Source organism: Bradyrhizobium sp. 155 (genome assembly GCF_023101105.1).
Taxonomy (GTDB): Bacteria; Pseudomonadota; Alphaproteobacteria; order Rhizobiales; family Xanthobacteraceae; genus Bradyrhizobium; species Bradyrhizobium canariense_D.
Map to the genome: position 1 here is coordinate 2,751,713 of NZ_CP064704.1, position 26,580 is coordinate 2,778,292.

Below are 26,580 nucleotides of genomic sequence, written 5' to 3' on the forward strand. Positions count from 1 at the left end.
GGCCTTGGCGACCCGCTCCTGCTATTTGGCCGCTCTCATCACGCTCCTCTTGTTTTCGTCGCGGCCAGGCATCGCCTGGGAGAGCTGGGGTGGCGATCCCGGTGGCTCGCGCTTCTCGCCATTGCGAGAGATCACGCCCGACAATGTCGGCAACCTGGTTCGGGCCTTCGAATTCCACACGGGCGATCTCGCGGCGCGGCCGCCCGGGGTGATGCGGCGAACCAAATTCCAGGCGACGCCGCTGTTCGTCGAGGACAGCCTGGTCTTCTGCTCGCCTTTCAACGAGGTGATCGCGCTCGATCCCGGTACGGGCGCGCAGAAATGGCGCTACGATCCCAGGATCGCGATGAACCAGCGTCCCGCCAACCGCTACGTCTGCCGCGGCGTCACTTACTGGATCGACGATGAGGCGCCTGTAGATGCGGCATGTCGATCGCGTATCTTCATGGGCACCAACGATGTTCGCCTGATCGCGCTCGATGCGAAGACGGGAATCCCCTGTGCCGGCTTCGGCGAGGGCGGTGAGGTCAGGCCCGACATTGGCATGAAGCTGGAATGGCCGGGCGAATTCCAGATCACCTCGCCGCCGGCGGTCGGCCGCGGGGTCGTCGTGGTCGGCTCTGCGATTGGCGACAACCGCCGCGTCGACGCGCCGAGCGGTGTGGTGCGTGCGTTCGATGCGCGTAGCGGTCAGCCGCGCTGGACGTTCGAGCCGCTCAAGCGCGACGGCATCGAAGCCGGTCACGCCAATGTCTGGGCGCCGATGTCGGTCGACGCGGCGCGCGGACTGGTATTCCTGCCGACGTCCTCGCCGTCGCCGGATTTCTGGGGCGGCAAGCGGCCGGGCAACAACGAACATGCCAATTCGGTGGTCGCGCTGCGCATCGAGACGGGCGAGCTCGTATGGGCATTCCAAACCGTGCATCACGACGTCTGGGATTACGATCTGCCGGCGCAACCGACGCTCACGCGCATCGACACCGGCGATGGTCAGCGCGATGTCGTGATCCAGCCGACCAAGCAGGGCTTTGTCTTCGTGCTCGATCGCGACACCGGCAAGCCGGTATGGCCGGTCGAGGAGCGCAGCGTCCCGCAGGGGGCCGCGGAAGGTGAACGGCTGTCGCCCACGCAGCCATTCCCGACGCATGTGCCACAGCTGATGTCGCAAAAAATCTCGGCTGAGGATGCGCTCTCGCTCGTTCCGGGCCTGCGCCGCTCAGCATGCGAGAAGCAGTTTGCGGAGGCACGCAACGAGGGCCTGTACACGCCCCCCTCAACCCAAGGCACGCTGGAGTTTCCGTTCACCGGCGGCGGCGTCAACTGGGGAAGTGCGGCCTTCGACCCCGTCAACCAGGTCCTTTATGCCAACACCAGCCGGGCCGTTCATCTCATCAAGCTGATTCCGCGGGCGGAGGCGGCCGGGTTCGATCCTCCGCCCGGTCATGATTTCGGCCAGCAGACGGGTGCGCCGTTTGCGATGTCGCGTGCGGTGGCAATGTCGCCGCTCGGGCTTCTTTGCAACAAGCCGCCCTGGGGCGAGATGGTCGCGGTCGATCTGAAGGCCGGCAAGATCCTCTGGCGTTCGACGGTCGGCACCACCGAGGATCTCGCCCCGCTCGGCGTGCCGCTGCCGTGGGGTGCGCCGCTCGTCAACGGGCTCGCGGTCACGGCAGGCGGGCTCGTCTTCACCGGAGCGATGGACGCCTATTTGCGCGCCTTCGATGCGCGCAGCGGCAGGGAGCTGTGGCAGGGTCGGCTGCCCGTGCCCGGCGTCGCCAATCCCATGACCTATCTCTGGAAGGGCGAGCAGTATGTCGCGATCGGCGCCGGCGGCCACTCCGAGGCAGGCACCTCAATCGGCGACAGCTTCGTTGTGTTTCGCCTGGCACGGCCGGGCGAGGGGCCGTCGCTGTGGTCGCGTACGATCGATCGCCCCGGTGGACGATTTTTTGCGGCATCATCGGCGATCGCGCTCGCGATCGTCGCGCTCGTGGTTGCAAGCCTGGGCTGGCGTCGCCGACGTCGTGTCGCGCGAACATGACGCAGCGTCGCGCGCGCGATGCGAATGATCGTTCACATCGTATGCACTACTGTACGAAAGCGAGGCCGATGCGCCTGTCGCTACGCCAGACAGGGCGGCATTTCCGCACGAAATTGTCGCGCGCGATCGCGAGCGTGAACGATTGCGGCAATGTGACGAGGGCATCGAGGTCGATTGCGGCGCCGTCCGCCGACATGTTTCGCACCGTGCACGTGATGCCGCTGTTTTCAAAGGTGATCTTTCCACCCTTGAAAACACGGTGACGCTGCGCAGCACGCTTCTCGATCATCCGCGTTAATCCATAATGATCTTTGTGAAGTAGTGCATAGAAATTACGTTGAACTAAACTCAATACTGGCGCTACTTGCAGAGCGCTTCAGATTTCGTTTACGACGTCGAAGCGGAAGTCACTCCGCGGATTTCCCCAAGCCGTTCCTTTGTGGCGCTACGCGCCGATGGAGATATTGATGAAGACCACGTTTTCGCTTCTGTTCGCCGCAGCGCTCTCGCTCTCGTCCATGCCCGCCCACGCCACCAAGCTCGATCTCGCGACCATGAGCTGCAAGCAGTTCCTGGAGAGCGGCGACGACACCATCAAGATGGTGCTGACCTGGATGGACGGCTGGTACAAGGGCGACGAAGAGAATGCGATCATCGACACCAACGTATTCGTCGAGAACGCCAAGCAGTTCGGCAGCTATTGCGGAAAAAATCCCAACGTCAGCATTGTCACCGCGGCTGACGAAGTGCTCGGCAAGTAATTTCTGCCGCGTGTCGGCACGACGCGCGATCACAACCGCGCTTCCCGTCTCGACATGACGCCATTGAGAGCCGCGGTGCGCTTTGCGCTCACGCGGCTTTCTTCTTTCGGATGATGCTCATCCCGGCAGCATCGCGAACGCACTCGACACCATCGCCACCGGCTTGTTGTCGGTGGCCGAGAGCAGCGTGACCCGGCCAAAGCTCATGGTGCGTCCGAGTCGCACCACGCGGGCGTCGGCCAGTACGTCCGACGAGGAGACGGCGCGCATGAAATGCGTGGTCTGGTCGACCGTCGTCATCGGACGATAGCCGCGGTTGGCGGCGAGGTTCGCGATCACCATCGCGGTGTCGGCGAGCGCCATCAGCGCCTGGCCGCAGACCACACCACCGTTGCGGCACAGCCGCTCCGAGAACGGCATGCGCAGGAGCGCTGCCGGCTGCCAGTCCGGCACGTCCGGCGGCGGCAGGTGATCGATGCGCTCGACCGACAGGTTGAGATCCTGGACCCAGGGCGCAAAGACTTCGCCGAGGATGCGTCGGGCCTCACTGATGCCGAACTCGGCTTCTGGCTGCGATGGCATTGCTGTCGTTCCCTCCTGTATTGCCGGATGTTCGGCATTTCGAGCGGACCGGCGCGGCAAAGTCGCCGGTCTGCCGCGGGTCCCGTCGGCTTGAAAATGCCTGACTTCGCCCGGTATGATGCCATGGAGTGGGTATGGGTGGGTGATGTTGCGTAGGTATGTCCTCGTGTTTTGTCTGGCCGGGCTCGGCCTGTTGCTGAACGGGTGCACCAAGTGCGGCCCGATCTGGGACGACTGGCTCCACGCGCCGAAATCGTGCAGATCGGACCGGCTCTAGCGGGCCGAGCGGCCCCTGCGGTTGTGGCAGGGGTGACAAGGCGCGGGCGACCCGCGCCGCCATGGATGATCAAGGAGTCAATGATGAAGCTTTTCCGTATGGCCGCGGTGCTGGCTGTTCTGGCGGGACCGACCGTGCTGGCGGGACCGGCTTATGCGCAAATGCCCAATCTCAATTTGCTGCAGGAGGGGCCTGGCAAGACCCCCGAGGAGAAGGCCGCGGAGGCCGAGCGTGACAGGGCCTACAAGGAAACGCTGAAGAAGATTCCAGACTCCAAGGCGTCCAACGATCCCTGGGGTGGCATGCGCTCCGACCCGCCGAAGGCGTCGGCGGCGCCAAAGGCGTCGGCCGCAACCGGTGCGCCGAAGAAGAAGTCCGGCACGACTGCCAATTGACCTTCCGCCCGATCGGCGGCGGTTGATGCCTCCGGCCGGGACTCCTCTTTGATCGGCCTGCTTCCTACATTGCGCGGGAGTGTATCGCGTCGAGGAGAGCAGAACATGGCCGATCGTCCGCGGGATCTCGCCGAGCGGATGGCGCGCCGGCGCAAGATGGGCGGCAAGCCCGGCCCGAGGGCCGGCGACGGCTATCTGCGCGAGACCTTCACGCTGCCGCGCGCGGCGGCACGGGAGAGGGCGCAGGCTTTCTTCGCCCGCTACCCCAAGGCCGGCTATATGAGCGCGGTCGAGACCTGGCGCGAGCTGCCCGGCGGCGACATTGAATTCACGATGCGGCGGCTGCCCAGCGCGGATTAGGGCCGGCCCCTATTCGAAGGTTTCGGATGTGATGCGGATCCGGAACACGGGCTCCTTGGCCTCGTCCAGCAGCTCCATATTCCATTCGGAATTTTCCTGGAGCTTGCGGGCGATGCCGGCGGCCATGTCGGCGCAGACGCTTGTCATCTCCTTCCAGGCCAAATCGCGATCGGCAAATTCCGACGCCTGGTCGGCACAGCCGGAATAGCGGCCGTTCCGGATTCGAAAGAAGTAGAGCGGCATGGTTCGCACCGATCGCGCCTGATGGCTCCGTCCCCACGGCCATAATCGCGGGCAGTCCAATCCCAAACCATCGGCAGATCAATTCCGGGCGGCTACGGAATAGCCCCATGGGCGCCAGCCCACCGATCTCGGTCCGACGGCTCAGGCTGTGTCGCGTCCGATCGCCTTCAGCTCCCGATCGATGCGCAGCTGCACCCGTCGGATCGCCAAGAGATCGATCTTGGTCTCGGTCCTGCCGGTCTTGATCTGCTCGCCGATGCGGAACTGCCACTGCCAGATGCCGGGAATTGCCGTCTTGGCGACGGTGAACTCGATGCCCCTGTGATTCATGGCCATCTCCCACGATTCACTTCCATCACTGAGAACATGCTGGGCGGCATAATATTCCAAGGGAAAGCCAAACCTGTCGGTAAGCCCCGGATAGCTCACGGCTATCGCGCAAACGCACGCGCTCCGGAACATACGAAATCGAAATTCGAAAGACGTCGGCCGCGCGCGTCGGCGCGAGACCTCATGCCCGTGGTTCTCCGGCCAAGAACAGAGTTCCGAGAATGGGTAAGGGCGCCTTCCGGAACGCGGCGGCATGTGCCTTGCTTGGCCCGATGCGGCTAAGCAACATGGACGCGTCATGCCGGGCATTCCCCGCCGCTATTCTCATTTCGTGTTCGGAATCATCCAGTCCGGACTGACCTCGCTGATCGCCGCGGGCATCGCCAGCTTTCCCGCAGGGAACGCGCTGGACTTCCTGGCGCACTGGATGGTGTCGTGGCTGATCGCATGGGCGGCGATGCTGCCGATCGTGCTGCTCGCAGCGCCGGCGATCCGCGCCTTCTCGCTGCGGCTGACGCAGGAGGAGGGCGGTTCGCAAACCGGCCGGCCGGCAAGAAAATCAGCATGAAAATCGGAATGAAAAAACCCCGCTTGGGAGAACCAAGCGGGGAGAAGGTTATTGGAGGCTGAGGTGCTGGGCTGCAACACCATAGCCGGGCGACCCTAGCCGGCTCAGCTTACGACAGCCTGACAAGGCCCGACGGTGGCAGCAAAAGCCGGAGCGCGGGGGCCGCAGACTGGCCCCGCACCGGTCCCAATTTCGACATCCGTTCGCACAACTCAGGACACAACCGCAGGCGAGATTTCGCGGCGACGGTGCTGCCATGGGGGAAACGTGGCGTGCCGGCAACGGGGTGGCATCATGGACAACGTAGAGCGGTCATTCGCCGCCGCGACGGCGGCTGGCTTCGTCGTGCTGGTAATCGGCATCGGGTTGCTGGTTCTGCTGTAGGCGCTGTTGGGTGCGGAAGATGGCTCCGAGGGTGGAAAGGCCCGTGCGCGCCTTTCAAAAACGCGAAAACAACCCCATGCACAGTAGCGTGCCTACAAATTTCCCACCCAATCAATGGCTTACTGGTAGTATTTGGATACCATATCGGCTCAGATTCGCCTTTCACGGCCATCCGAATCCCGATTCCCGTGCCGATTCCCTGAGATCAACGGGCGGCCGCTCCGGCACCGTCGCCAGCGCAGTCCCAGCGGCCTAATGAACCTTGATCGCGTCCAGCGGCAAGCGGAGTTCGGCGGCACGCTCTTCGCGGTCTTTCTTGCGGAACTCGTTTTCCTTACGCTCGAACTTGCTCAGCTCCTCCCGCGCCGCCTCCAGCAGCGGAGTGCGCCGGGTCGTATCGTGATGCGTGTTGTTCGTCATGACTGAAGTCCCCAGAGTTGCGGTCTCGTCCAAGAGCTATCCAGGAGAAGGCCGCAGACCGCGAAAGGTTCGGTGCCGGACGATTGCGGAATTCTGACGGCGCACAGCGCATCCGTCTTTGATGCGCGTCAGGCAGCCAAAATCGCAAAAGAACATATTGCGAACCTAGAACAAATAGGGTACATTGTTTTTATCGCCGCGCCACCTCGCCAATCGTTTGTCCCTCACGCGAATCCTCGTCATAAGGAGCACGACCCGATGTCCACCACTGCCCTGCGTATCGTCGAAGGATCCTCCATGGACAAGAGTAAAGCTCTCGCCGCCGCGCTCTCCCAGATCGAGCGTCAGTTCGGCAAGGGCTCGGTGATGAAGCTTGGCAAGAACGACCGTTCGATGGATGTCGAGGCGGTCTCTTCGGGCTCGTTGGGGCTTGATATCGCGCTCGGGATCGGCGGCCTGCCGAAGGGGCGCGTCGTGGAGATCTACGGGCCGGAATCCTCGGGCAAGACCACGCTGGCGCTGCACACGGTGGCGGAAGGGCAGAAGAAGGGCGGCATCTGCGCCTTCATCGACGCCGAGCACGCGCTCGACCCGGTCTATGCGCGCAAGCTGGGCGTCAATATCGACGAGCTCCTGATCTCCCAGCCGGACACCGGCGAGCAGGCGCTGGAAATCTGCGACACGCTGGTGCGCTCCGGCGCGGTCGACGTGCTGGTGATCGATTCGGTCGCGGCGCTGGTGCCGAAGGCCGAGCTCGAGGGCGAGATGGGCGATGCGCTGCCGGGTCTGCAGGCGCGTCTGATGAGCCAGGCGCTGCGCAAGCTGACGGCGTCCATCAACAAGTCCAATACGATGGTGATCTTCATCAACCAGATCCGCATGAAGATCGGCGTGATGTACGGCTCGCCGGAAACCACCACCGGCGGCAACGCGCTGAAATTCTATGCTTCCGTCCGCCTCGACATCCGCCGCATCGGCGCGATCAAGGAGCGTGACGAAGTGGTCGGCAACACCACGCGCGTCAAGGTCGTCAAGAACAAGCTGGCGCCGCCGTTCAAGCAGGTCGAGTTCGACATCATGTACGGCGAGGGCGTCTCCAAGATGGGCGAGATCCTCGATCTCGGCGTCAAAGCCGGCATCGTCGAAAAATCCGGCGCCTGGTTCTCCTACGACAGCCAGCGTCTTGGCCAGGGCCGCGAGAATTCGAAAGCGTTCCTGAAGGCCAACCCCGACATCACCGCCAAGATCGAGACCTCGATCCGCCAGAACTCCGGCCTGATCGCCGAGCAGATTCTCGCCGGCAGCCCCGAGCGTGACGCCGACGGCGAGGAGCCGGCGGACGAGTAAGCTTCAACAGTAAAGTTTTCGCGAGGAGCGGGCGCTGAGGACGTTGAGTTGCCGACGTCTTCGGCGCCTGTTTCGTTTGGGATTGGTCGTGCTCGGGGGGCGCGATGAAGCGGTTGATCTTGACCAGTTCGTCCGGAAGCGGGCTCGCCCGATCGGGCTTGGCGGAGCTTGTCATCTCATCCTCGTTTCACTTTGAGTGGGGACCGCTGCCCTCGCCCGAGAAGCTCGCAGCCTTTTTCGCCGCGCGTTCGGCGAATCTCGGGCCGGGTGATCATTGGTCCGACTGGGGCATCCGGTGGCCCAAGGACATCAAGGCCCGCAAAGACTTGTCCCTTGCGAACTTCTGCGAGCAATATGACGTGGTTGAACTTTGGTTCGACCCAGCTCCCCGGGATCAATTGCAGCTCGTCTGGCTGCTGGACCACCTCAGCTCCTGCTCCTCGCTGGTGCGAAAGCTTAAACTTCGACTTGTGGCATCCGAGCTGACCACAGAACGCGGTGAGGATCTCGCTGCGTCCGAGCCGCACATTCAAGTCGTGCGTATCACGGCTCGAGAGTTCGAGACTGCCCGGTTGGCGTGGTCGGCCTACCGCGCGACGACCCCTGAGGCGTGCGTCGATCTCCTACACCAGGATCTCAGTGCATTGCTGATGCTGCGCCCGGCCTTGCTCGATCTCTTGGCAGAACTGCCGTCGCCTTTCACGGGTCTCGGTGCGACCGAGATGCGATTTCTGGAGCTCCTTGCTAGAGGGTTTGCAAACACGAATGCGTTGTTTCACCTGCGCTCGCAACGGCGCACATATGTGTTCGGAGAATTTGAGTTGGGTTCGTTGCTCGAGGGGCTCGCGCTCGGCCCCAAGCCCGTAGTGGCCGGGTTGGGCGACGAACTGCGCACGATCGATCGCGAAAATTTAAGAGCTCGGCACGAGGTCTATCTCCGCAGCCGGTTGTCGTTGACCGAGTTCGGCAGGGCCGTCCTGGCCCATCAGGAAGATTTCAGTCGCCACAATCCGATCGACCGCTGGTGGGGCGGCACGCACCTGACCAATGATCGGCTGTGGCGTTACGGTAATGTTTTGACGAAGCCTTGAGGCCACGGCATGACGCGGCTCATTGTCACGACCGACTCGTCCATCGCCGGCGCTATTCAACAGGCGGGCCTTGCCGACCTCGTGATTGCCATCGAGCGCCGGCTGGTCTGGGGACCGTTGCCAGCCGATGCAGAGCTGGACGCATTCTTTGCGCCGCGTACGACACAGCCCCGCGGGCTTCACTGGCTCGACGATACGCCGTCCTGGCGTCTCGAGGAATCAGGCGTGAAGGATCGAGGACTGATTGAACTGCTCGCGGAATATGACACGGTCGAGTTTTGGCGAGGGCCGGAGCCAAATGCGCAATTGATCCTGCTCTGGCTGCTCGATCATTGGGGCCGCCAACACGATGCAAATCCCGACTTTGTCGTGCGCTCCCTGTTCTTGGGTGTCAGGGATGTCGACCCACCGCGAAGCGAACTCTACCCGCCGGCTGTTGCGATCACACCTCGTCAACTCAAATTGGCCAAGCGTGCATGGCGGGCCTATCGCGCGCCGACCCCGCAAAGTTGGAGGGATCTCTTCAAGACCAATTTGAGCTGTTTGCCACAACTCGCCCCTCACGTGAGGGCTCTGCTCAACGAATTTCCGCGTCCCGCCTCAGGCCTTGGAGCCACGGAAGCGCGGATACTCCAGCTCATCGCGCGAGGCGGCATGCAGCCTTTCGATGTCTTTCCGGGCCATCAGAAGTGCAACGGGCTGGATGTGTATGGTTATTGGGAAGTTGGAGCGCTGCTTGACGGCCTTGCGCGGTGCGAGAGGCCGGCCGTGTCGGGACTGGATCAAGGTCCGTTTTCGCTAGAGATGCACGACGATTCAAGTCAGTTCGATCGGTATGAGCGGTCGCAATTGACGCTGACCGAGTTCGGAAAGGCGGTGTTGGGAGGCGACCAGGATTTTCGCCGGCACAACCGGATTGATCGCTGGTGGGGCGGCACTCACCTGACCAACGAGCGACTCTGGCGGTGGGACCCCGAGACCCGCTCGTTGGTTGCGCCCTAAATGCGTGTTCCGTGCCGGAGGGTGGGTTAGCGAAGTGTAGCCCACCTCTTCCATTTCGCCAGAGACAGAAGTGGTGGGTTACGCTAGCGACTGCGCTTCGCGCAGCCGGTGGCTAACCCACCCTACAAAACGGTTACTCCGCCGCCTCCGCGTAATCGCTCACCGGCGGGCAGGAGCACACCAGGTTGCGGTCGCCATAGACGTTGTCGACGCGCCCGACCGGGCTCCAGTATTTGTCGGTGCGCGAGGTGCCCGCGGGGAAGCAGCCCTCGGCGCGGGTGTAGGCGCGCTTCCAGTCGTCATCCGCGATGTCGTGCACGGTGTGCGGGGCGTGGCGGAGCGGCGACGCCTCGATCTTGAAGCGGCCGGCCTCGACCTCGGCGATTTCCTTCCGGATCGCGATCATGGCATCGCAGAAACGATCGAGCTCCGCCCTGGATTCCGATTCGGTCGGCTCGATCATCAGCGTGCCCGGCACCGGGAAGCTCATGGTCGGCGCGTGGAAGCCGTAATCGATCAGGCGCTTGGCAATGTCGTCGACGGTGACGCCTGAGGTCGTCTTCAGCGCGCGGGGGTCGACGATGCACTCATGCGCGACGCGGCCTTTCTCGTTCTTGTAGAGCACCGGGAAGTGCGCATCGAGCCTTGCAGCCACGTAGTTGGCGTTGAGGATCGCGATCTCGGTGGCGCGCTTGAGGCCTTCGCCGCCCATCATCAGAATGTAGATGTAGGAGATGGTCAGGATCGAAGCCGAGCCGAACGGCGCGGCCGAGACCGGTCCCACAGGCGCTTTCCCATCTGTCGCGGGATGGCCCGGGAGGAACGGTGCGAGGTGCGCCTTGACGCCGATCGGGCCCATGCCCGGGCCGCCGCCGCCATGCGGGATGCAGAAGGTCTTGTGCAGGTTGAGATGGCTGACATCGGCGCCGTAATCGCCGGGCCTGCTAAGGCCGACCTGCGCGTTGAGGTTGGCGCCGTCGAGATAGACCTGACCGCCATGGCCATGCACGATGTCGCAGATCTCGCGGATGTGCTCCTCGAACACGCCATGCGTCGAGGGATAGGTGATCATGACGGCGGCGAGGTCGTTCGAATGCTTCTCGGCCTTGGCGCGGAGATCGTTGACGTCGACGTCGCCGTTCTTCTCGCAGGCGACCACCACCACGTCCATGCCGACCATCGCGGCCGAAGCCGGGTTGGTGCCGTGGGCGGAGGAGGGGATCAGGCAGATCTTGCGGTGCGTCTCGCCGCGCGCCGCGTGATAGCCGCGGATCGCGAGCAGCCCAGCATATTCGCCTTGCGCGCCCGAGTTCGGCTGCAGCGAGATCGCGTCATAGCCGGTGATGTCGCACAGCCATTTTTCCAGCCGCGCGAACAGCGCGTAGTAGCCCTTCGCCTGCTCAGGCGGGGCGAACGGATGCAGGCTGCCGAATTCCGGCCAGGTCAGCGGCATCATCTCGGTGGTCGCGTTCAGCTTCATGGTGCACGAGCCGAGCGGGATCATCGCGCGGTCGAGCGCGAGGTCGCGGTCGCTGAGCTTGCGCATGTAGCGCAGCATCTCGGTTTCCGAGCGATGCGCGTGGAAGACGGGGTGGGTGAGGAAAGAGGTCGCACGCTTGAGCGTCTCCGGCAGCGCCTCGCGCGTGGTGGCGTCGATCTCGGCGTATGCAAGCTGCCCGCCGAAGGCGCGCCAGACTGCTTCCACCGTTGCGGGCGTGGTGGTCTCGTCGAGCGCGATCCGCAATGCAGTTTCGCCAGCGCCGAGATTGATCTTCTCGGCCGCCGCGCGCGCCACGATTTCGGTACGCTTCGCCCCTGCATCCACGCTGAGCGTGTCGAAGAAGCTGTCGGACTGGAGCGCAAAGCCGAGCTTGCGCAGGCCGGCCGCCAGCACCGCGGCGCGGCGGTGCACATTGCGCGCGATCTGCGAAAGGCCTTCGGGGCCGTGATAGACTGCATACATCGAGGCGATCACGGCGAGCAGCACCTGCGCGGTGCAGATGTTGGAGGTCGCCTTCTCGCGGCGGATGTGCTGCTCGCGGGTCTGCAGCGCGAGACGGTAGGCCGGCATTCCGCGCGAATCCACGGAGAGGCCGACGATGCGGCCGGGCAGCGAGCGCTTCAGCGCATCGCGCACCGCCATATAGGCCGCGTGCGGCCCGCCATAACCCATCGGCACGCCAAAACGTTGCGCCGAGCCGATGGCGATGTCCGCGCCGAGCTCGCCGGGCGAGGCGAGCAGTGTCAGCGCCAGCAGATCGGCGGCGATGATCGCGAGTGCGCCCTTGGCCTTCAGGCTGGCGATCGCGGGCCTGAGGTCGCGCACAGCGCCTGAACTGCCCGGATATTGCAGCAGTGCACCAAGCACGTCGGTCTTGTCGAGATCGGTGAGGGGATCGCCCACGACCAGGGTCCAGCCCAGCGGCTCCGCGCGGGTGCGCATCACGGCGAGCGTCTGCGGATGCACGTCCTTGTCGACGAAGAAGGCCTTTGCTTCGACCCGTGAGTGCCGCTCCGCGAGCGCCATCGCTTCGGCGGCCGCGGTGGCCTCGTCGAGCAGTGAGGCGTTGGCGACGTCGAGCCCGGTAAGATCGCAGATCATGGTCTGGAAGTTGAGCAGCGCCTCCAGCCGGCCCTGGCTGATCTCGGGCTGGTAGGGCGTGTAGGCGGTGTACCAGGCCGGACTCTCCAAGATGTTGCGCTGGATCACCGCGGGCAGGATCGTGCCGGAATAGCCTTGGCCGATCAGCGAGGTGAAGACCTGGTTCTGGGCGGCGAGTTCGGCCATATGCGCGATCGCTTCGGTCTCGCTCAAGGGCTTGCCGAGATCGAGTGGGGCGGCCTGCCGGATCGAGGCCGGCAGCGTCTGCGCCATCAGCGTATCGACGCTGTTCGCGCCGACGGCCTCGAGCATCGCGGTGACGTCGCGCGCGGAGGGGCCGATGTGGCGGCGAACGAAGCTGGTGGTGTCGCCGTTGGATTTGCGGTGCGCGGTCATCATGGGTCCTCGCTTCAGATGTTCTTGTCGCCGTCATGCCCCGCGAAGGCGGGGCATCCAGTAAACGCAGCCGCTTCGGCTAGGGCCGATTGGCCGCGGCGTACTGGATCGTCCGCCTTCGCGGACGATGACACCGAATATGAGGTCAGAGTTCGCATCATCTCACGCCGTGTGGGCCTTGTAGGCGGCTTCGTCCATCAGACCGCCGAGCTCGCTCTTGTCGGCAATCTTGATCTTGAAGAACCAGGCCGCGCCTTGCGCATCCGAGTTCACCAGTGCGGGCTCGGCGGCGAGCGCGGCGTTGGTCTCGAGCACTTCGCCCGTCACCGGCGCGTAGACGTCCGATGCGGCCTTCACCGATTCCACGACCGCGGCGGGTTCGGCCTTCTTCAGCGTGCGGCCGAGCTTGGGCAATTCGACGAACACGACGTCGCCAAGCTGCGATTGCGCGTAGTCGGTGATGCCGACGGTGGCGACATCGCCGTCGATCGCGAGCCATTCGTGGTCGGAGGTGTACAGCGTCGTGGTCATTTTCTCGGTCCTCAGCGTTTGTAGGTGTTTTTCACGAAGGGCATGGCGGCGATTTGCACGGCCAGGCGTTGGCCGCGCACCTCGGCGAAGAGTTTTGTGTCGATCGCGCTCGATGCGGTGGGCACATAGCCCATCGCGACCGGCGCATTCAGGCTCGGGCTGAAACCGCCCGAGGTGACCTTTCCGATCGGCTCGGCGGAGGTCGCATCCGCAAACAGCAGCGCGCCTTCGCGCACCGGCGCGCGGCCCTCGGTGCGCAGGCCGACGCGGCGGCGGGATGCGCCATGGTCGAAATGGGCGAGAATCTTTGCCGCGCCGGGGAAGCCCCCGGCACGCGCGCCGCCGGTGCGGCGGCTCTTCTGCACCGACCATTCCAGTGCGGCCTCGACCGGCGTGGTCGCGGTGTCGATGTCGTGGCCGTAAAGACAAAGCCCGGCCTCGAGCCGCAGGCTGTCACGGGCGCCGAGCCCGATCGGCATGACGTCAGGATTGTCCAGCAGGGCCTTGGCGAGCCGTTCGGCATAGCCGGCAGGAACCGAAATCTCGAAGCCGTCCTCGCCGGTATAGCCGGAGCGCGAGACGAAGCAGTCGAGGCCGGCGACCTTGTGCGGACCGGAATCCATGAATTTCATGGCGGGTGCTTCTGCACACAATTTCGTCAGCGCCGATTCCGCCTTCGGCCCCTGCAGCGCGATCAGCGCGCGGTCGGCAAGCGAATCGATCATGCAGTCGTCCGAGAGATTCGCGCGCAGATGCGCCTCGTCCTCGGCCTTGCAGGCGGCGTTGACGACCAGGAAGAGGTGATCGCCGAAATTGGCGACCATCAGATCGTCCAGAATCCCGCCCTCGGCATTGGTGAACTGGGCGTAGCGCTGCCGGCCCGGCGCGATCGCCAAGATATCCTGCGGCACCAGTCCTTCCAGCGCGCGGGCGGCGTCCTCGACCTTGCCGGATTTCGGCCTGAGTGCGATCTGGCCCATGTGGGAGACATCGAACAGGCCGGCTGCGTTGCGGGTATGAAGGTGTTCCTTCAGGACTCCGGCCGGATATTGCACGGGCATGTCATAGCCCGCGAACGGCACCATCTTGCCGCCGAGCGAGACATGCCGGTCGTAAAGGGGGGTGCGTTTCAGGGAGTCTTTGTCGTCGCGCGCAAGCATCGGGGGGCCCTCGGCGGTTCCCCGGGAACGATTTCCCGTGGACACCAGTCGAAGCCCCATCTGTCGCTGTGCCTGAGAGTATTATCCCGTCGGCGGACGCTGTCCGAACCTACCCTTTAAAAGGTCTTGGCCCGTCGGCGCCTCTTTCCAGATGCTGTCAAAGCCACGCGGTCCTTTTGCCTGAGAGTTTCCGGGGCGGTTGCTCCTTCGGCGCCGGCTACCAGTGCCGGTCTCTCCCGACGTGGCCGTACGATACAGATAGGTAAAGACCACAGGCCGGCCAAGCCTGTCAACGCGGCATCGGCGGCTTTCCAACGGATTACGCGACTGCGGCAACGCCTTGATCTGGCTGCACAGTTTCTGGACAGCCAAGCTGGCCTTGTCTAAAAGCGCATTGGCCCGCAGATATCAGCCCAAACTTGCGGTTTGGATGGCTGGAAGGCGGGTGCAAGCACACCCGATTGGATGAACATGAGCGGCGTCAACGAGATCAGGTCGACCTTTCTGAATTTCTTTGCCGAGAACGGCCACGAGATCGTGTCGTCCTCGCCATTGGTGCCGCGCAACGATCCGACGTTGATGTTCACCAATGCCGGCATGGTGCAGTTCAAGAACGTCTTCACCGGCGTCGAGAAGCGGCCCTATCAGCGCGCCACCACCTCGCAGAAATGCGTGCGCGCCGGCGGCAAGCACAATGACCTCGACAATGTCGGCTACACCGCGCGCCATCTCACCTTCTTCGAGATGCTCGGCAACTTCTCCTTCGGCGACTATTTCAAGGAGCGCGCGATCGAGCTGGCCTGGACGCTGATCACGAAGGAGTTCGGGCTCAAGAAAGACAAGCTGCTCGTCACGGTCTACCACACCGACGACGAGGCGGCCGGGCTGTGGAAGAAGATCGCGGGCTTCTCCGAGGACCGCATCATCCGCATCCCGACCTCGGACAATTTCTGGGCGATGGGCGACACCGGCCCGTGCGGGCCGTGCTCGGAGATCTTCATCGATCGCGGCGAGCACATTTGGGGCGGGCCTCCGGGCTCGCCTGAGGAGGATGGCGATCGCTTCCTCGAATTCTGGAATCTCGTCTTCATGCAGTACGAGCAGGTGACGAAGGAGGAGCGCGTGGCGCTGCCGCGTCCCTCGATCGACACCGGCATGGGGCTGGAGCGCATGGCCTGCATCATGCAGGGCGTCGACAGCGTGTTCGAGACCGACCTGTTCCGTCATTTGATCGACGCGACGGCGTCGGCGCTCGGAAGCGGACCGGACGAGAAGACCGTGGCCTCGTTCCGCGTCATCGCCGACCATCTGCGTTCGTCGGCCTTCCTCGTCGCCGACGGCGTGCTGCCCTCGAACGAGGGCCGCGGCTATGTGCTGCGCCGGATCATGCGCCGCGCGATGCGCCATGCGCAGCTGCTCGGTGCGCAAGAACCGCTGATGCATCGCCTGGTCTGGGCGCTGGTGCGCGAGATGGGCCAGGCCTATCCGGATCTGATGCGCGCGGAAAATTTGATCGAGGAAACGCTGCGGCTGGAAGAAACCCGCTTCCGCAAGACGCTGACGCGCGGCCTCGCCATTCTCGACGAGAAGAGCGCGTCCTTGAAGAAGGGCGACATGTTCGACGGCGACGTCGCCTTCACGCTGTACGACACTTACGGCTTCCCGCTCGATTTGACGCAGGACGCGCTGAAGTCGCGCGGCATCAGCGTCGACCAGGCTTCCTTCACCGACGCGATGGAGCGTCAGAAGGCCAAGGCGCGCGAGTCCTGGAAGGGGTCGGGCGAAGCGGCTTCCGAGGCGATCTGGTTCCCGCTGCGTGAGAAGCTGGGCGCAACCGAATTCCTGGGTTACGAGACCGAGAGCGCTGAAGGCGTGGTGACTGCGCTGGTCAAGGACGGCAAGGAAGCCACGAGCCTCAAGGCCGGCGAGACGGGCGCGATCGTGCTGAACCAGACGCCGTTCTACGCGGAGTCCGGCGGCCAGGTCGGCGACACCGGCGTATTGACCGGCGAGGGCGGCATCAAGTTCCGCGTCACCGACACCCAGAAGAAGCTCGGTGATTTCTTCGTTCACGTCGGCACATTGGAGAGCGGCGAGCTGAAGCTCGGCACCGCGCTGCAGCTCGAAGTGGATCACGGCAGGCGTTTTTCGATCCGCGCGCATCATTCGGCGACCCATCTCATCCACGAGGCGCTGCGCCAGGTGCTCGGCGACCACATCGCCCAGCGCGGCTCGATGGTCGCGCCGGATCGGCTGCGTTTCGACTTCGTGCATCCGAAGCCGATCACGGCGGAAGAGCTCGCGCGCGTCGAGGACATCGCCAACGAGGTGGTGCTGGAGAATGACGAAGTCTCGACCCGCGTCATGGGCGTGGACGAGGCCCGTGAGGCCGGCGCACGCGCCCTGTTCGGCGAGAAATATGGCGACGAGGTTCGCGTCGTCTCGATGGGCCGGACCGCGCGCGAGCGCGGCGCCAACGCACTCGGCTGGTCGGTCGAACTTTGCGGCGGCACGCATGTCAGGCGGACCGGCGACATCGGGCTGATCACGCTGACGGGCGAGAGCGCGGTCGCCTCCGGCGTGCGCCGCATCGAGGCTTTAACCGGCAACTACGCGCGAAAACACGCCAACGACACCATGGCGCTGGCGAAGACCGCGGCCCACGAGCTGCGCACCTCGATCGACGACGTCCCGGCGCGCATTGCCGCTCTGATGGAGGAGCGCAAGAAGCTCGAGCGCGAACTCTCCGACGCCCGCAAGAAGCTGGCGATGGGCGGCGGTGCAGCTTCGAGCAACGGCGCGGCCTCAGGTGTGCGCGAAGTCGGCGACGTCAAGCTGATGGCGCGCGCGGTCGAGGGCATCGAGATGAAGGATCTCAAGAGCCTTGCCGACGACGGCAAGAAGCAGATCGGCTCCGGCGTCGTCGCTATCGTCGGCGTCACCGAGGATGGCAAGGCCGGCGTCGTGGTCGGCGTCACCGCGGACCTCACTTCGCGTTTCAATGCAGTCAATCTGGTGAAGGTCGCCTCCGAAGCGCTCGGCGGCAAGGGCGGCGGCGGGCGGCCCGACATGGCGCAGGCCGGCGGCCCTGATGGCGCCAATGCGGCCGCGGCGCTCACGGCGATCGAAAAAGCCATGGCTGAACAAAAATCGGCCGGCGCGTAGGCAGGTGCGCCCCGTTCCGCGAGGAATTGGGCTTCGCGATCCCAATCTGAGGGATCGCCTCTACGAATTGCTGGAGCATGATCCGCTGGCCTACTCGGTCGGGTCGCGCTTCATCCAGCTGATCATCGGCGTCATCGTGCTCGATGTCGCCGCGATGATCCTTGCCTCGGTGCCGGAGCTGGACGCGCAATTCGGCGCGCTGTTTTCGGCGATCACCATCCTGTCCGTGATCGTGTTCGCGCTGGAATATGCGGCGCGGCTGTGGACCGTGGCGGGCCATACCCAGCGCGCAGCGTCCGCGCTGTCCGACCGGCTCAGCTATGTCTTCTCCGCACTCGGCATCATCGATCTGCTCGCGTTTCTGCCGGCCGCGATCGTGCTAGCCACGGGCCGGCATGCGACGCTGGCAGCGCTCGGCGTGCTGCCGTTCTTCAAGCTGGTGCGCTACTCGCCGGCGATGCGGTCGCTGCTCGCGGCCGTGCACGCGGAGCGGCGGGCGCTGATCGGCTGCATCGTCATCCTGATCGGCGCGGTTCTGACGTTTGCCTCGCTGCTCTATGCCATCGAGCGCGACGTGCAGCCGGACAAGCTCGGAACCATTCCGCAGGCGATGTGGTGGGCGATCGTGACGCTTGGCACCGTCGGTTACGGCGACGTCGTGCCGGTGACGGCGCTCGGAAAGTTCATCTCCGTCTTCACCATCATCAGCGGCTTTGCCATGATCGCGCTGCCGGTCGCGATCATCTCGACGGCGTTTGCGGAAGAGGTGAAGCGGCGCGACTTCGTGGTCACCTGGGGTATGCTGGCGCGGGTGCCGCTGTTCTCGCATCTCAGCGCATCCGAGATCGCCGACATCATGCGGCTGCTGCGGGCGCGCACGATCGAGCAGGGCGAGATCCTGGTGCGGCGGGGCGATGCGGCTTCGTCGATGTATTTCATCACCGCCGGCGAGGTCGAGATCGCGCTGCCGAACCAGCAGGTGCGGCTCGCGGATGGCACGTTCTTCGGCGAGATCGCGCTGCTGCATAAGACAAAACGCAGCGGCACGGTGACGGCGACACGCAAGACCCGGCTGCTGGTGCTCGACGCCCACGACTTTCACGCCCTGATCGAACGCATGCCGACGCTGGCCGCGCACGTCCACAAGACCGCAAAGGCGCGACTGGAGGGCAGCGGTGACCTTGCGGTGGCGGAGCTGGCGCAGGCGGAGCGCGACGGCACCGACCGCTGAGCGCTCAGCCCTTCTTCAGGAAGACGTAGTCGGCTGAATAGGGCGCGCTCTTGAAGTCGCCGGCCTTGTCGCACGCGCCGTCGAGCTTGCCGCCATGGGTGTTGATGCGCTGAACCGTGGTAACGGGCGTGAGGACGCCGCTGCCGCGGTGGGCGGTCACTTCCAGCTTCAGCCAGGGAATGTCGGCGGCAGTGGTACCCGGCGCATTGCCGGCGGCCTTGGCGGCCACGGCGCTGCCGTCGGCATGCTCCCAGTTCGGTCCGGCATAGTGCCGGCCGATCGTCTTGCCCTCGGCGAGCAGGGTGGCGATCGGTTCACGAAAAGCCCAGGCGAGCTTGCCGTCGGTGCCGGCCTTGCATTCATAGACCTGCGCGCCCTCGGCGTGGACGCTGAGCACGATGCTCTCGCCGGGCGCGGCGATGGCGTCGGGAAGCGGGTCGGCGGCCACAGCCGGTCCAGCGAGCAGCAACAGGCAGGGGACGGCAAGCTTGATCGACATGGTCGCATCTCCGCGCAAAGGTCCAAATAAGCGAACGGGCCGCGTTTGCGACGCGGCCCGTGATGATGTCCGGCCCAGTCGGGCGAAATTGCAGACGGCTTACGCCGCCAGCGCCTTGCCGAGGTTCTCGGCGACCTTGTCGAGGAAGCCGGTTGTCGAGAGCCAGCGCTGGTCGGCGCCGACCAGGAGCGCGAGGTCCTTGGTCATGTAGCCTTCCTCGACGGTGTCGACGCAGACCTTCTCCAGGGTGTTTGCGAACTTGGCGAGCTCGGCATTGTTGTCGAGCTTGGCGCGGTGCGACAGGCCACGGGTCCAGGCGAAGATCGATGCGATCGAGTTGGTCGAGGTCTCCTTGCCCTTCTGATGCTCGCGGTAGTGGCGGGTGACCGTGCCGTGGGCAGCTTCGGCTTCTACCGTCTTGCCGTCGGGGGTGAGGAGAACCGAGGTCATCAGGCCGAGCGAGCCGTAGCCCTGCGCCACCGTGTCGGACTGCACGTCGCCGTCGTAGTTCTTGCAGGCCCAGACATAACCGCCGGACCATTTCAGCGCGGAGGCGACCATGTCGTCGATCAGGCGGTGCTCGTAGGTCAGGCCCTTGGCGTCGAATTCCTTCTTGAACTCGCGCTCGTAGAGGTCCTGGAAGATGTCCTTGAACCGACCGTCATAGACCTTCATGATCGTGTTCTTGGTCGAGAGATAGACCGGGTAGTTACGCAGCAGGCCGTAATTCAACGATGCGCGGGCGAAGTCGATGATGGAATCGTCGAGATTGTACATCTGCATCGCGACGCCGGCGCCCGGGGTCTTGAACACTTCTTTCTCGATGACGGTGCCGTCCTCGCCGACGAACTTCATCGTCAGCGTACCCTTGCCCGGGAACTTGATGTCGGTGGCGCGATACTGGTCGCCATAGGCGTGGCGGCCGATGATGATCGGCTTGGTCCAGCCAGGAACCAGGCGCGGCACGTTCTTGCAGATGATCGGCTCGCGGAAGATCACGCCGCCGAGGATGTTGCGGATGGTGCCGTTCGGCGACTTCCACATCTGCTTGAGGTTGAACTCCTTCACCCGCGCTTCGTCCGGGGTGATGGTGGCGCACTTGACGCCCACGCCAACCTTCTTGATCGCCTCGGCGGCGTCGATCGTGACCTGATCGTTGGTGTGGTCGCGGTACTCCATTCCCAGGTCGAAATATTGCAGCTCGACATCCAGGAACGGGTTGATCAGCTTGTCCTTGATGTACTGCCAGATGATCCGGGTCATCTCGTCGCCATCGAGTTCGACGACGGGGTTGGACACCTTGATTTTTGCCATGATCGGGGAAGCCTCTTGGGAACGGCGCTTGTGGCGCGCCACGGGAATATCCGCCGCCTCTTAGCACCTGATAGCAGCGGGCGAAAGCCAAGGGATTATGCACTTTTAGCTCATCCAGCCTCCGCAGATGGGGGGCGGGAGGAGCCCTGCCGCGGGGGCCGGGCAGAGGGTTCAGGCAAGATTCAAAAGTCGAATCCAACCCGTTATTTCCCTTGAGAATTTCGTCAGGACAGGCAAACGACAGGCGAACGGGCAGCCGGCCCGAGAGCAGGTCGAGACCAGGTCAGGACCGGCCTTGAATCAGTTCATGAAGAGCGCCTGTCCAAGACCTTGAGAACCAGTGTGAAAGCGAAGCGAGATGTCCGGGACTGACAAGAGCAAAGCGGGCCTTTCCCTCGACGGTCCCATCGTGATCCTGGTCGAGCCGCAGCTTGGCGAAAACATCGGCATGGCCGCGCGCGCCATGGGCAACTTCGCGCTGAGCCGATTGCGCATCGTCAACCCTCGCGACGGCTGGCCCAACATCGCCGCCCAGCGCGCCGCGGCCGGGGCCGACTATATCCTGGACAAGGTCGAATTGTTCGACACGGTCGGTGAGGCCGTCGCCGACCTGGACCTGCTGTTCGCCACCACCGCGCGCCCCCATGACCAGGCCAAGCCGGTGGTGGGGCCGGAAGCCGCAGCTAGCGAGATTTCCGGGCACGTCGCGGCCGGCGGCAAGGCCGGTATCCTGTTCGGCCGGGAGCGCTGGGGCCTGACCAATGAGGAGGTCGGGCTCGCCAACCGCATCATTACCTTCCCGGTCAATCCGGGCTTTGCCTCGCTCAACCTCGCCCAAGCGGTGCTGCTGGTCGGCTACGAATGGTTCAAGCGGGCGACCTCCGGCGAGCTGCCGCACGCCATGCCGGAGCGCTCTGAGCGCGCCTCGCAGCACCAGATGCAGGCCTTCTTCGACAATTTGATCCGCGAACTCGACCGGGTCGAATTTCTGCGCCCGGCCGAGAAGCGCGACACCATGCTGGTGAACCTGCGCAACATCTTCACCCGGATGGAGCCGACCAAACAGGACATGCACACCCTCCATGGGGTGGTGATGGCGATCGCGGAAGGGCGCAAGGGCCCGGCCAAAGGCGGCGTGCTCGACGGCGAGCAGGCAACGCGGCTGCGTGCGCTTTTGGCCGAGCACGGTCAGGGCGGCGGCGTCCCCGACAGCGGCTCCACCGTGCGCGGCCTCGCCCGTCTGCTCCGCCGCAACCCAACCGATGCCGAGCGGCTGCTTTGGCAGGCCCTCACACGCGACCGCCGCTTCGCAGGCCAGTTCAAGCGCCAGACTCCTGTGGGGCGGCATATCCCGGACTTCGTCTCGTTCCCGCACCGGATCGCGATCGAACTGGTGAACACGGGCGAGAATGAGACGATCGTCGCGGATCGCGCGTCGCGGCGGGCGTGGCTCGAGGCGCGCGATTATCGCGTGATCGAGATGCGGGCTGCGGACGTGGAGCGGGATCTCGAGGCGGAGCTGGTACGGTTGCAGGGGCTGATGGCGGAAACAACATAACTTTGGGCACGCCGCCGGTTTGCGAGCGCCGCAAACGAGGGCTGTGCAAGAGCATGACCGGTTGCTAATGTCGTCCCGGGGAATTGAGTTGGGGACTGCATGTTCGGAATGACAGGCCGCGCGCTCGTTTGTGCGGCAGCAGGCGTAAGCGCGTTGGCATTGGCGACCTTGCTCGAAATATCGGGCGCTCGTGCGGAAATGGCCTTGAGCGCCAAGTGCAACGCGGCCGGCAATTTCAGTGTCGATGACCGCATTGCGGGCTGCACCGCCATGATCGAGGCAGCGACCGGTATGCAGCCAGCTGTGATCATGGCGCATTTCCGCCGCGCCATGTTCTACCGCCAGAAGGGCGAGATCGACTTTGCGATCGCGGACTACAATCAGATCATCGAGCGCGATCCGGGCAATCTGAACGCCCGTATCGCGAGGGCGTCTGCGTTTATTCAAAAGCGACAGCCCGAGGCCGCGCTGTCAGATTACGCCAAGGCAATCGAGCTCGATCCGAAGAGTACCTACGCATATATCGGACGTGCTCACGTCTATTCGGCGAGACGAGACTTCGTCCGCGCCATCGCCGACTATGATCAGGCTCTCCTGATCCATCCGGACAATGTCATAGCGTATGTCGAGCGAGGCCTTGCTTACATTAGCAAGGGGGATCCGGATCGGGCCATGGCCGACTGTGATCGAGCGGTCGAGATCAGCCCCCAAACCGGCGGCGGCCAACTGTGCCGGGGTCGGGTTTACTTCGCCAAGGGCAATAGAGAACGTGCATTGGCCGAACTCGATCAAACCACGCCGATCAGGCCAAAGGAGAATTTCTACTACTTCCGAGCCGAGTCCTTCTCTCAGCTGGGCGAACTCGACCGCGCTATCGCCGACTACGACCGGGTCATCGAGCTGAATCCACAAAGCCGGACTGCCTACGGCTGCCGCGGTGTCGTCTATGCTCAAAAGGGCGACTATGATCGCGCCATCGCCGATTACGACCAGGTGATCCGGCTGCTACATCAGGATCAAGGGATCTCGGGTGGTCTGCAGACGCGGATTCAAGGTCAGGACGGTGACCCCATTTCCACGTCCGTCGCGGGTGAATCAATTGCACTCGCTTCAGGGGACGGCCCTGTGCTCCGCGCTCGCGGGGTAGCCTACTACGCGAAAGGCGATCTTGACCGCGCTATCGCAGATTACGATGAGGCGATTCGCCTAAATCCCAAGGACAAGGATGCAATATCGTCTCGCGGCAACGCGTACAGGGCCAAAGGAGACTTCGACCGCTCGCTTGCGGACTACGATCAACTTGTACAACTCGATGCCAGGGATGCGCGCGCCTACTTTCATCGTGCAAGGGTCTATTGGCAGAGCGCTTCTTTTGCAAAATCGTTGGCTGACCTCGATCAGTCAATCCAGCTCAATCCAAAGGATGCCTATCCGGTTTTATGGCGCGAAATCGTTGCAAAGCGCAGCGACCAACAGAGCCGGCTGAGCGAGGCTGCGAAGCAGCTGGACGCGACGAAATGGCCCGCGCCGATCGTCAATCTCTTTCTCGGCAAGATGACGCCGGAGCAAGTGCTCAGCGCGGCGGACGACGCCGACCCGATGAAGAGAAAGTGGCAGTTCTGCGAGGCAAATTTCTATATTGCCGAGCGCGCACTGAAGGGCGGCTCCAAGGAAGAGGCGCTTAGGCTGTTGGATCAGGCGGCGGCCGATTGCCCGAAGACCTTCATCGAGAAGCAGGCGGCCGACGTTGAGCTCCTTTCGCTGCGAGCGAGCCGCTGACCTCGATCAGGCTTCCTAAGGCGGGCAAAGCGAAGCGTGCCACCATCTCACGTACCGAGACGGAAGTGCTGGGCATGGCGCTGCGCGCCTTCGGCCACCTTACGAAGGACGTCCGAGCTGCACTTCGCGCTGGACCGCAATCCATGTCGCTCGCGCCACCGCCAGCAATCTCCCGGCTTCATCGTGAAGCGCAGCTTCGGCCGCGCGTTTGCGGCCGTCGCGGCCGATGGGCCAGGCCGTGATGATGCAGCGTTCTCCCGGGCGCGGGCGGGCTTCGATCCGTGCTGACATTCGCCCCAGCAGCAGCGGTGCCTTGTCGAAGCCGCCGCTCTGTGGATCGCAATTGCAGGCAAAACCGGTGGGGCAGTCGAGCGCCGACCAGAGGAATTCCGGCGCGACGAGGCCGTCGTCGGCGGCGAGATTCTGATCCGGCGTCCAGCTCGCCGCGAGAACGGCGTTGTGACCACGGAGCGAGCCGGCAAAAATGCGCAAGCCGTCGCCTTTCGCCCTTGCCGGACCGCACACGAAACATGTCGGCAATGGATGCTCGTGCGGCTTGACCGGCGTCAGCAATTCGGCGGCGCAGGCGTCCTCGAAGCTGGCTGTCTCCAGTCGCGAAAGCTCCACGCTTGCCGGCTGCCCGGTCGCGACGATCTTGTTGCCGTCGCGAAGCTCCCATGTGCCGTCGTCGGTTGCGACCGCATCGAGCGGAGTGTCCAGCGGCGGCGGCGCGCGCAGCGTTATCTCCGCGGCGCCGGGAATGTGGCGGGCGAGCCGGCCGCAGACATAGCCGCCGTTGCCGGAGTTCGGAGGACCGCAAAAGCGTTTGTCGATGATGATCTGTGTCATCGGTTTTGTTCTCTCTTTCCGGCTCACCTTACCTGATCTTGAGGACAATTCGCCCCTGAACCGTTCGGTTGGCCACGGCGCGCATGGCTTCTCCGGCCTCCTCCAAACGAAGGACGCGATCGATGTGCGGACGGATTTTTCCCTCGGCCAGCAATTGCATCAGCGTGGCGTTCATACGCGCGGCATCAGCTGAGAATTTCTCCGCCCAGGCGCCGACGAAGACGCCGAGGATGGAATAGTTCTTCAGCAGCGGAAGGTTCATCGGGAGCTGTGGAATTTCGCCGCTGGTGAAGCCGATCGGCATCAGCCGTCCGCCCCATTTCATCGACCGGGCCAACTGCTCGAATATCGCGCCGCCGACATTGTCGAAGCCGATGTCGATCCCTTCGCCACCGGTGATCGCCTTGATCCCGTCGCGCAGATTCTCTGTGCGATAGTTGATGACCTCGCTGGCACCGTAGGCGCGCACCAGGTTCGCCTTGTCATCGGAGCCGATACCGGCGACGACGCGCAGGCCCAGGTGGCGGCCAAGGTCGACCGCGGCAAGGCCAACTCCGCCGGCCGCACCGGTGACGAACAGCGTTTCGTCGCGCTGCGCCCGGGCCCGCTCGACCAGCGCATAATAGGCCGTGCCGTAATTGTGCAGCACCGTCGCCGCGGCTTCGAATGCGACGCCATCCGGCAGTCGCACGGTTTTCGATTCCTTCGCTATCATCCGTTCGGCGTAGCCGCCGGTCCAGGCGCTGCACGCCACGCGGTCGCCAGGCGCGAATCCCGTGACTTTGTCGCCGACCGCGACGACGACACCGGATGCTTCCGTGCCGGGCACGAAGGGCGTCGGCGGCCGCATCTGATAGAGACCCGAGACCACCAATTGGTCCATGAAACTGACCGAGGCCGCATGGACGGCGATCAGAATCTCGTCGCCGGACGGCTTCGGCTCGTCGATTTCACTAAGGCGCAAATCGCCGGGTCCGGTGAATGAGCTGCATAGAATTGCTCTCATCGTGTCGCTCCAACGGATTGTCTGCATTCGGCAGGTTTGCGTAACGGCGTCGCATATCCCGCGACAAGCTTGACGAAATCTGCCTGTCGCGCTGCACCGGTCTTTTCAAACAGGCGCCGGACATGCGTCTTGATCGTCGTATTGGCGACGCCGAGTGCCGCCGCCACTTCGGGAACGCCGCCGAGTTCGACGATCGCGAGCATCACACGCAGTTCGGCTGGCGTCAGTTTGAACGCGTTACGGAGAGCTTCCGAACGAGGCAATATTGTCAGCGCCGCCTTGCGGACGAACAGTGCGGCAACCGCGCTGCAGGCGGCAGACGCATTGCGGCGCATGCCCGATGTGAGCGACAGGACATGGGCGACGTGGCGTTCTCCGTCCAGCCCGATCATCGAGATCGCGAGTCCGTTGATGCCATGCGCCTGGTCGCCGCGTCCCGCTGCCGCGAAGACTTGCCGCAACGTCTGGCTGACCGTGCTATCGCAGGCCATCAGAACCCCACGGAGCTCGAGGAGGACGTCGCTCGCATCGAGCATGGCCTGCCCGGCGGTATTGGCGTGAATCAGACGTCCGTCTGTGTCGACGAGAAATAGGCTGGCGTCGAGCCCATCGAGGGTATCAGCGAACACGGCGGCGTTTGCTGCCACCTGAACGGGCCCCCGCTCGACCGCAAATGCGCGGCATGGCAC

Annotated in this window: 25 protein-coding genes and 1 riboswitch; of the genes, 12 read left to right on the forward strand and 13 right to left on the reverse strand. The window is 64.1% G+C overall.

Going from position 1 to position 26,580, the window contains the following annotated elements:
• The first annotated feature begins 25 nt into the window (after positions 1 to 25).
• Positions 26 to 2,041 (forward strand): pyrroloquinoline quinone-dependent dehydrogenase, encoded by a 2,016-nt coding sequence (locus tag IVA93_RS13260; RefSeq protein ID WP_204513964.1) that lies wholly within the window; start codon positions 26 to 28, stop codon positions 2,039 to 2,041.
• Between the two features lie 46 nt (positions 2,042 to 2,087).
• Here IVA93_RS13260 and IVA93_RS13265 read toward each other — a convergent pair whose 3' ends face one another.
• The gene (locus IVA93_RS13265) at positions 2,088 to 2,330 is read right to left on the reverse strand and encodes a PilZ domain-containing protein (protein WP_085384306.1); all 243 of its coding nucleotides are present in this window, start codon (positions 2,328 to 2,330) and stop codon (positions 2,088 to 2,090) included.
• A 178-nt stretch (positions 2,331 to 2,508) separates the two neighbouring features.
• Between IVA93_RS13265 and IVA93_RS13270 the strand changes: the two genes are divergently transcribed.
• Positions 2,509 to 2,802: an HdeA/HdeB family chaperone gene (locus tag IVA93_RS13270; RefSeq protein WP_085384333.1), complete on the forward strand. Its 294-nt coding sequence runs from the start codon at positions 2,509 to 2,511 to the stop codon at positions 2,800 to 2,802.
• Positions 2,803 to 2,919: 117 nt separating this feature from the next.
• On the opposite strand, the gene IVA93_RS13275 is transcribed toward IVA93_RS13270, so the two are convergent.
• Positions 2,920 to 3,384 (reverse strand): PaaI family thioesterase, encoded by a 465-nt coding sequence (locus tag IVA93_RS13275; RefSeq protein ID WP_018456381.1) that lies wholly within the window; start codon positions 3,382 to 3,384, stop codon positions 2,920 to 2,922.
• A 360-nt stretch (positions 3,385 to 3,744) separates the two neighbouring features.
• Here IVA93_RS13275 and IVA93_RS13280 point away from each other — a divergent pair, with 360 nt between their 5' ends.
• Positions 3,745 to 4,056, forward strand: a complete 312-nt coding sequence (locus tag IVA93_RS13280) for a hypothetical protein (RefSeq protein WP_085349428.1) — start codon at positions 3,745 to 3,747, stop codon at positions 4,054 to 4,056.
• A 105-nt stretch (positions 4,057 to 4,161) separates the two neighbouring features.
• Positions 4,162 to 4,416, forward strand: coding sequence for a hypothetical protein (locus tag IVA93_RS13285; RefSeq protein WP_085349380.1), 255 nt, complete (start codon positions 4,162 to 4,164; stop codon positions 4,414 to 4,416).
• A 9-nt stretch (positions 4,417 to 4,425) separates the two neighbouring features.
• On the opposite strand, the gene IVA93_RS13290 is transcribed toward IVA93_RS13285, so the two are convergent.
• Together IVA93_RS13290 and IVA93_RS13295 are read right to left on the reverse strand one after the other, a co-directional pair.
• Positions 4,426 to 4,659 (reverse strand): DUF6894 family protein, encoded by a 234-nt coding sequence (locus tag IVA93_RS13290; RefSeq protein WP_018456379.1) that lies wholly within the window; start codon positions 4,657 to 4,659, stop codon positions 4,426 to 4,428.
• Between the two features lie 141 nt (positions 4,660 to 4,800).
• Positions 4,801 to 4,989 (reverse strand): hypothetical protein, encoded by a 189-nt coding sequence (locus IVA93_RS13295; RefSeq protein ID WP_085384305.1) that lies wholly within the window; start codon positions 4,987 to 4,989, stop codon positions 4,801 to 4,803.
• A 298-nt stretch (positions 4,990 to 5,287) separates the two neighbouring features.
• On the opposite strand from IVA93_RS13295, the gene IVA93_RS13300 reads away from it, so the two are divergent.
• Complete coding sequence (locus IVA93_RS13300) at positions 5,288 to 5,557, forward strand: DUF2798 domain-containing protein (RefSeq protein WP_085384304.1); 270 nt, start codon at positions 5,288 to 5,290, stop codon at positions 5,555 to 5,557.
• 636 nt (positions 5,558 to 6,193) lie between these two features.
• Here IVA93_RS13300 and IVA93_RS13305 read toward each other — a convergent pair.
• A complete protein-coding gene (locus tag IVA93_RS13305) occupies positions 6,194 to 6,361 on the reverse strand; it encodes a hypothetical protein (RefSeq protein ID WP_204511666.1) in 168 nt (55 codons plus the stop codon).
• Positions 6,362 to 6,619: 258 nt separating this feature from the next.
• On the opposite strand from IVA93_RS13305, the gene recA reads away from it, so the two are divergent.
• The 3 genes from recA to IVA93_RS13320 all read left to right on the forward strand — a co-directional run bounded on the left by recA (position 6,620) and on the right by IVA93_RS13320 (position 9,801).
• Entirely contained in the window at positions 6,620 to 7,708 is a 1,089-nt protein-coding gene (recA, locus tag IVA93_RS13310) for a recombinase RecA (protein ID WP_026233157.1), read from the forward strand.
• A 104-nt stretch (positions 7,709 to 7,812) separates the two neighbouring features.
• Positions 7,813 to 8,799, forward strand: a complete 987-nt coding sequence (locus IVA93_RS13315) for a hypothetical protein (RefSeq protein ID WP_204511665.1) — start codon at positions 7,813 to 7,815, stop codon at positions 8,797 to 8,799.
• Positions 8,800 to 8,808: 9 nt separating this feature from the next.
• Positions 8,809 to 9,801, forward strand: a complete 993-nt coding sequence (locus IVA93_RS13320) for a hypothetical protein (RefSeq protein ID WP_247789824.1) — start codon at positions 8,809 to 8,811, stop codon at positions 9,799 to 9,801.
• 133 nt (positions 9,802 to 9,934) lie between these two features.
• On the opposite strand, the gene gcvP is transcribed toward IVA93_RS13320, so the two are convergent.
• The 3 genes from gcvP to gcvT form a co-directional block, all read right to left on the reverse strand.
• Positions 9,935 to 12,799 carry an aminomethyl-transferring glycine dehydrogenase gene (gene gcvP, locus IVA93_RS13325; RefSeq protein ID WP_204513963.1) on the reverse strand — a complete coding sequence of 955 codons (2,865 nt, stop codon included), beginning with the start codon at positions 12,797 to 12,799 and terminating at the stop codon, positions 9,935 to 9,937.
• A 162-nt stretch (positions 12,800 to 12,961) separates the two neighbouring features.
• On the reverse strand, positions 12,962 to 13,330 hold the full coding sequence (gene gcvH / locus IVA93_RS13330) for a glycine cleavage system protein GcvH (protein WP_027567642.1): 369 nt from the start codon (positions 13,328 to 13,330) through the stop codon (positions 12,962 to 12,964).
• Between the two features lie 11 nt (positions 13,331 to 13,341).
• Positions 13,342 to 14,490 (reverse strand): glycine cleavage system aminomethyltransferase GcvT, encoded by a 1,149-nt coding sequence (gene gcvT / locus IVA93_RS13335; protein ID WP_247486163.1) that lies wholly within the window; start codon positions 14,488 to 14,490, stop codon positions 13,342 to 13,344.
• 159 nt (positions 14,491 to 14,649) lie between these two features.
• Positions 14,650 to 14,739: riboswitch (glycine riboswitch) on the reverse strand.
• A gap of 222 nt (positions 14,740 to 14,961) precedes the next feature.
• Here gcvT and alaS point away from each other — a divergent pair.
• Positions 14,962 to 17,655, forward strand: coding sequence for an alanine--tRNA ligase (gene alaS, locus IVA93_RS13340; protein WP_026233155.1), 2,694 nt, complete (start codon positions 14,962 to 14,964; stop codon positions 17,653 to 17,655).
• Between the two features lie 4 nt (positions 17,656 to 17,659).
• Positions 17,660 to 18,886 (forward strand): cyclic nucleotide-gated ion channel, encoded by a 1,227-nt coding sequence (locus IVA93_RS13345; protein WP_247409386.1) that lies wholly within the window; start codon positions 17,660 to 17,662, stop codon positions 18,884 to 18,886.
• 4 nt (positions 18,887 to 18,890) lie between these two features.
• On the opposite strand, the gene IVA93_RS13350 is transcribed toward IVA93_RS13345, so the two are convergent.
• A complete protein-coding gene (locus tag IVA93_RS13350; protein ID WP_247337317.1) occupies positions 18,891 to 19,385 on the reverse strand; it encodes a DUF3455 domain-containing protein in 495 nt (164 codons plus the stop codon).
• Positions 19,386 to 19,484: 99 nt separating this feature from the next.
• Complete coding sequence (locus IVA93_RS13355) at positions 19,485 to 20,699, reverse strand: NADP-dependent isocitrate dehydrogenase (protein ID WP_247542117.1); 1,215 nt, start codon at positions 20,697 to 20,699, stop codon at positions 19,485 to 19,487.
• Positions 20,700 to 21,057: 358 nt separating this feature from the next.
• Here IVA93_RS13355 and IVA93_RS13360 point away from each other — a divergent pair, with 358 nt between their 5' ends.
• Positions 21,058 to 22,257 (forward strand): TrmJ/YjtD family RNA methyltransferase, encoded by a 1,200-nt coding sequence (locus tag IVA93_RS13360; RefSeq protein ID WP_247337319.1) that lies wholly within the window; start codon positions 21,058 to 21,060, stop codon positions 22,255 to 22,257.
• A 99-nt stretch (positions 22,258 to 22,356) separates the two neighbouring features.
• The gene (locus IVA93_RS13365; protein WP_247789825.1) at positions 22,357 to 24,036 is read left to right on the forward strand and encodes a tetratricopeptide repeat protein; all 1,680 of its coding nucleotides are present in this window, start codon (positions 22,357 to 22,359) and stop codon (positions 24,034 to 24,036) included.
• 99 nt (positions 24,037 to 24,135) lie between these two features.
• Here the strand turns inward: IVA93_RS13365 and IVA93_RS13370 are convergent, their stop codons facing one another.
• The 3 genes from IVA93_RS13370 to IVA93_RS13380 are packed head-to-tail and all read right to left on the reverse strand — an operon-like array spanning position 24,136 to position 26,520.
• On the reverse strand, positions 24,136 to 24,885 hold the full coding sequence (locus tag IVA93_RS13370; protein ID WP_018455515.1) for a PaaI family thioesterase: 750 nt from the start codon (positions 24,883 to 24,885) through the stop codon (positions 24,136 to 24,138).
• Positions 24,886 to 24,913: 28 nt separating this feature from the next.
• Complete coding sequence (locus tag IVA93_RS13375) at positions 24,914 to 25,891, reverse strand: NADPH:quinone oxidoreductase family protein (protein WP_247337323.1); 978 nt, start codon at positions 25,889 to 25,891, stop codon at positions 24,914 to 24,916.
• On the reverse strand, positions 25,888 to 26,520 hold the full coding sequence (locus tag IVA93_RS13380; protein WP_231190569.1) for a helix-turn-helix transcriptional regulator: 633 nt from the start codon (positions 26,518 to 26,520) through the stop codon (positions 25,888 to 25,890). The genes IVA93_RS13375 and IVA93_RS13380 overlap by 4 nt, the downstream gene beginning before the upstream one ends.
• Positions 26,521 to 26,580 lie beyond the last annotated feature (60 nt).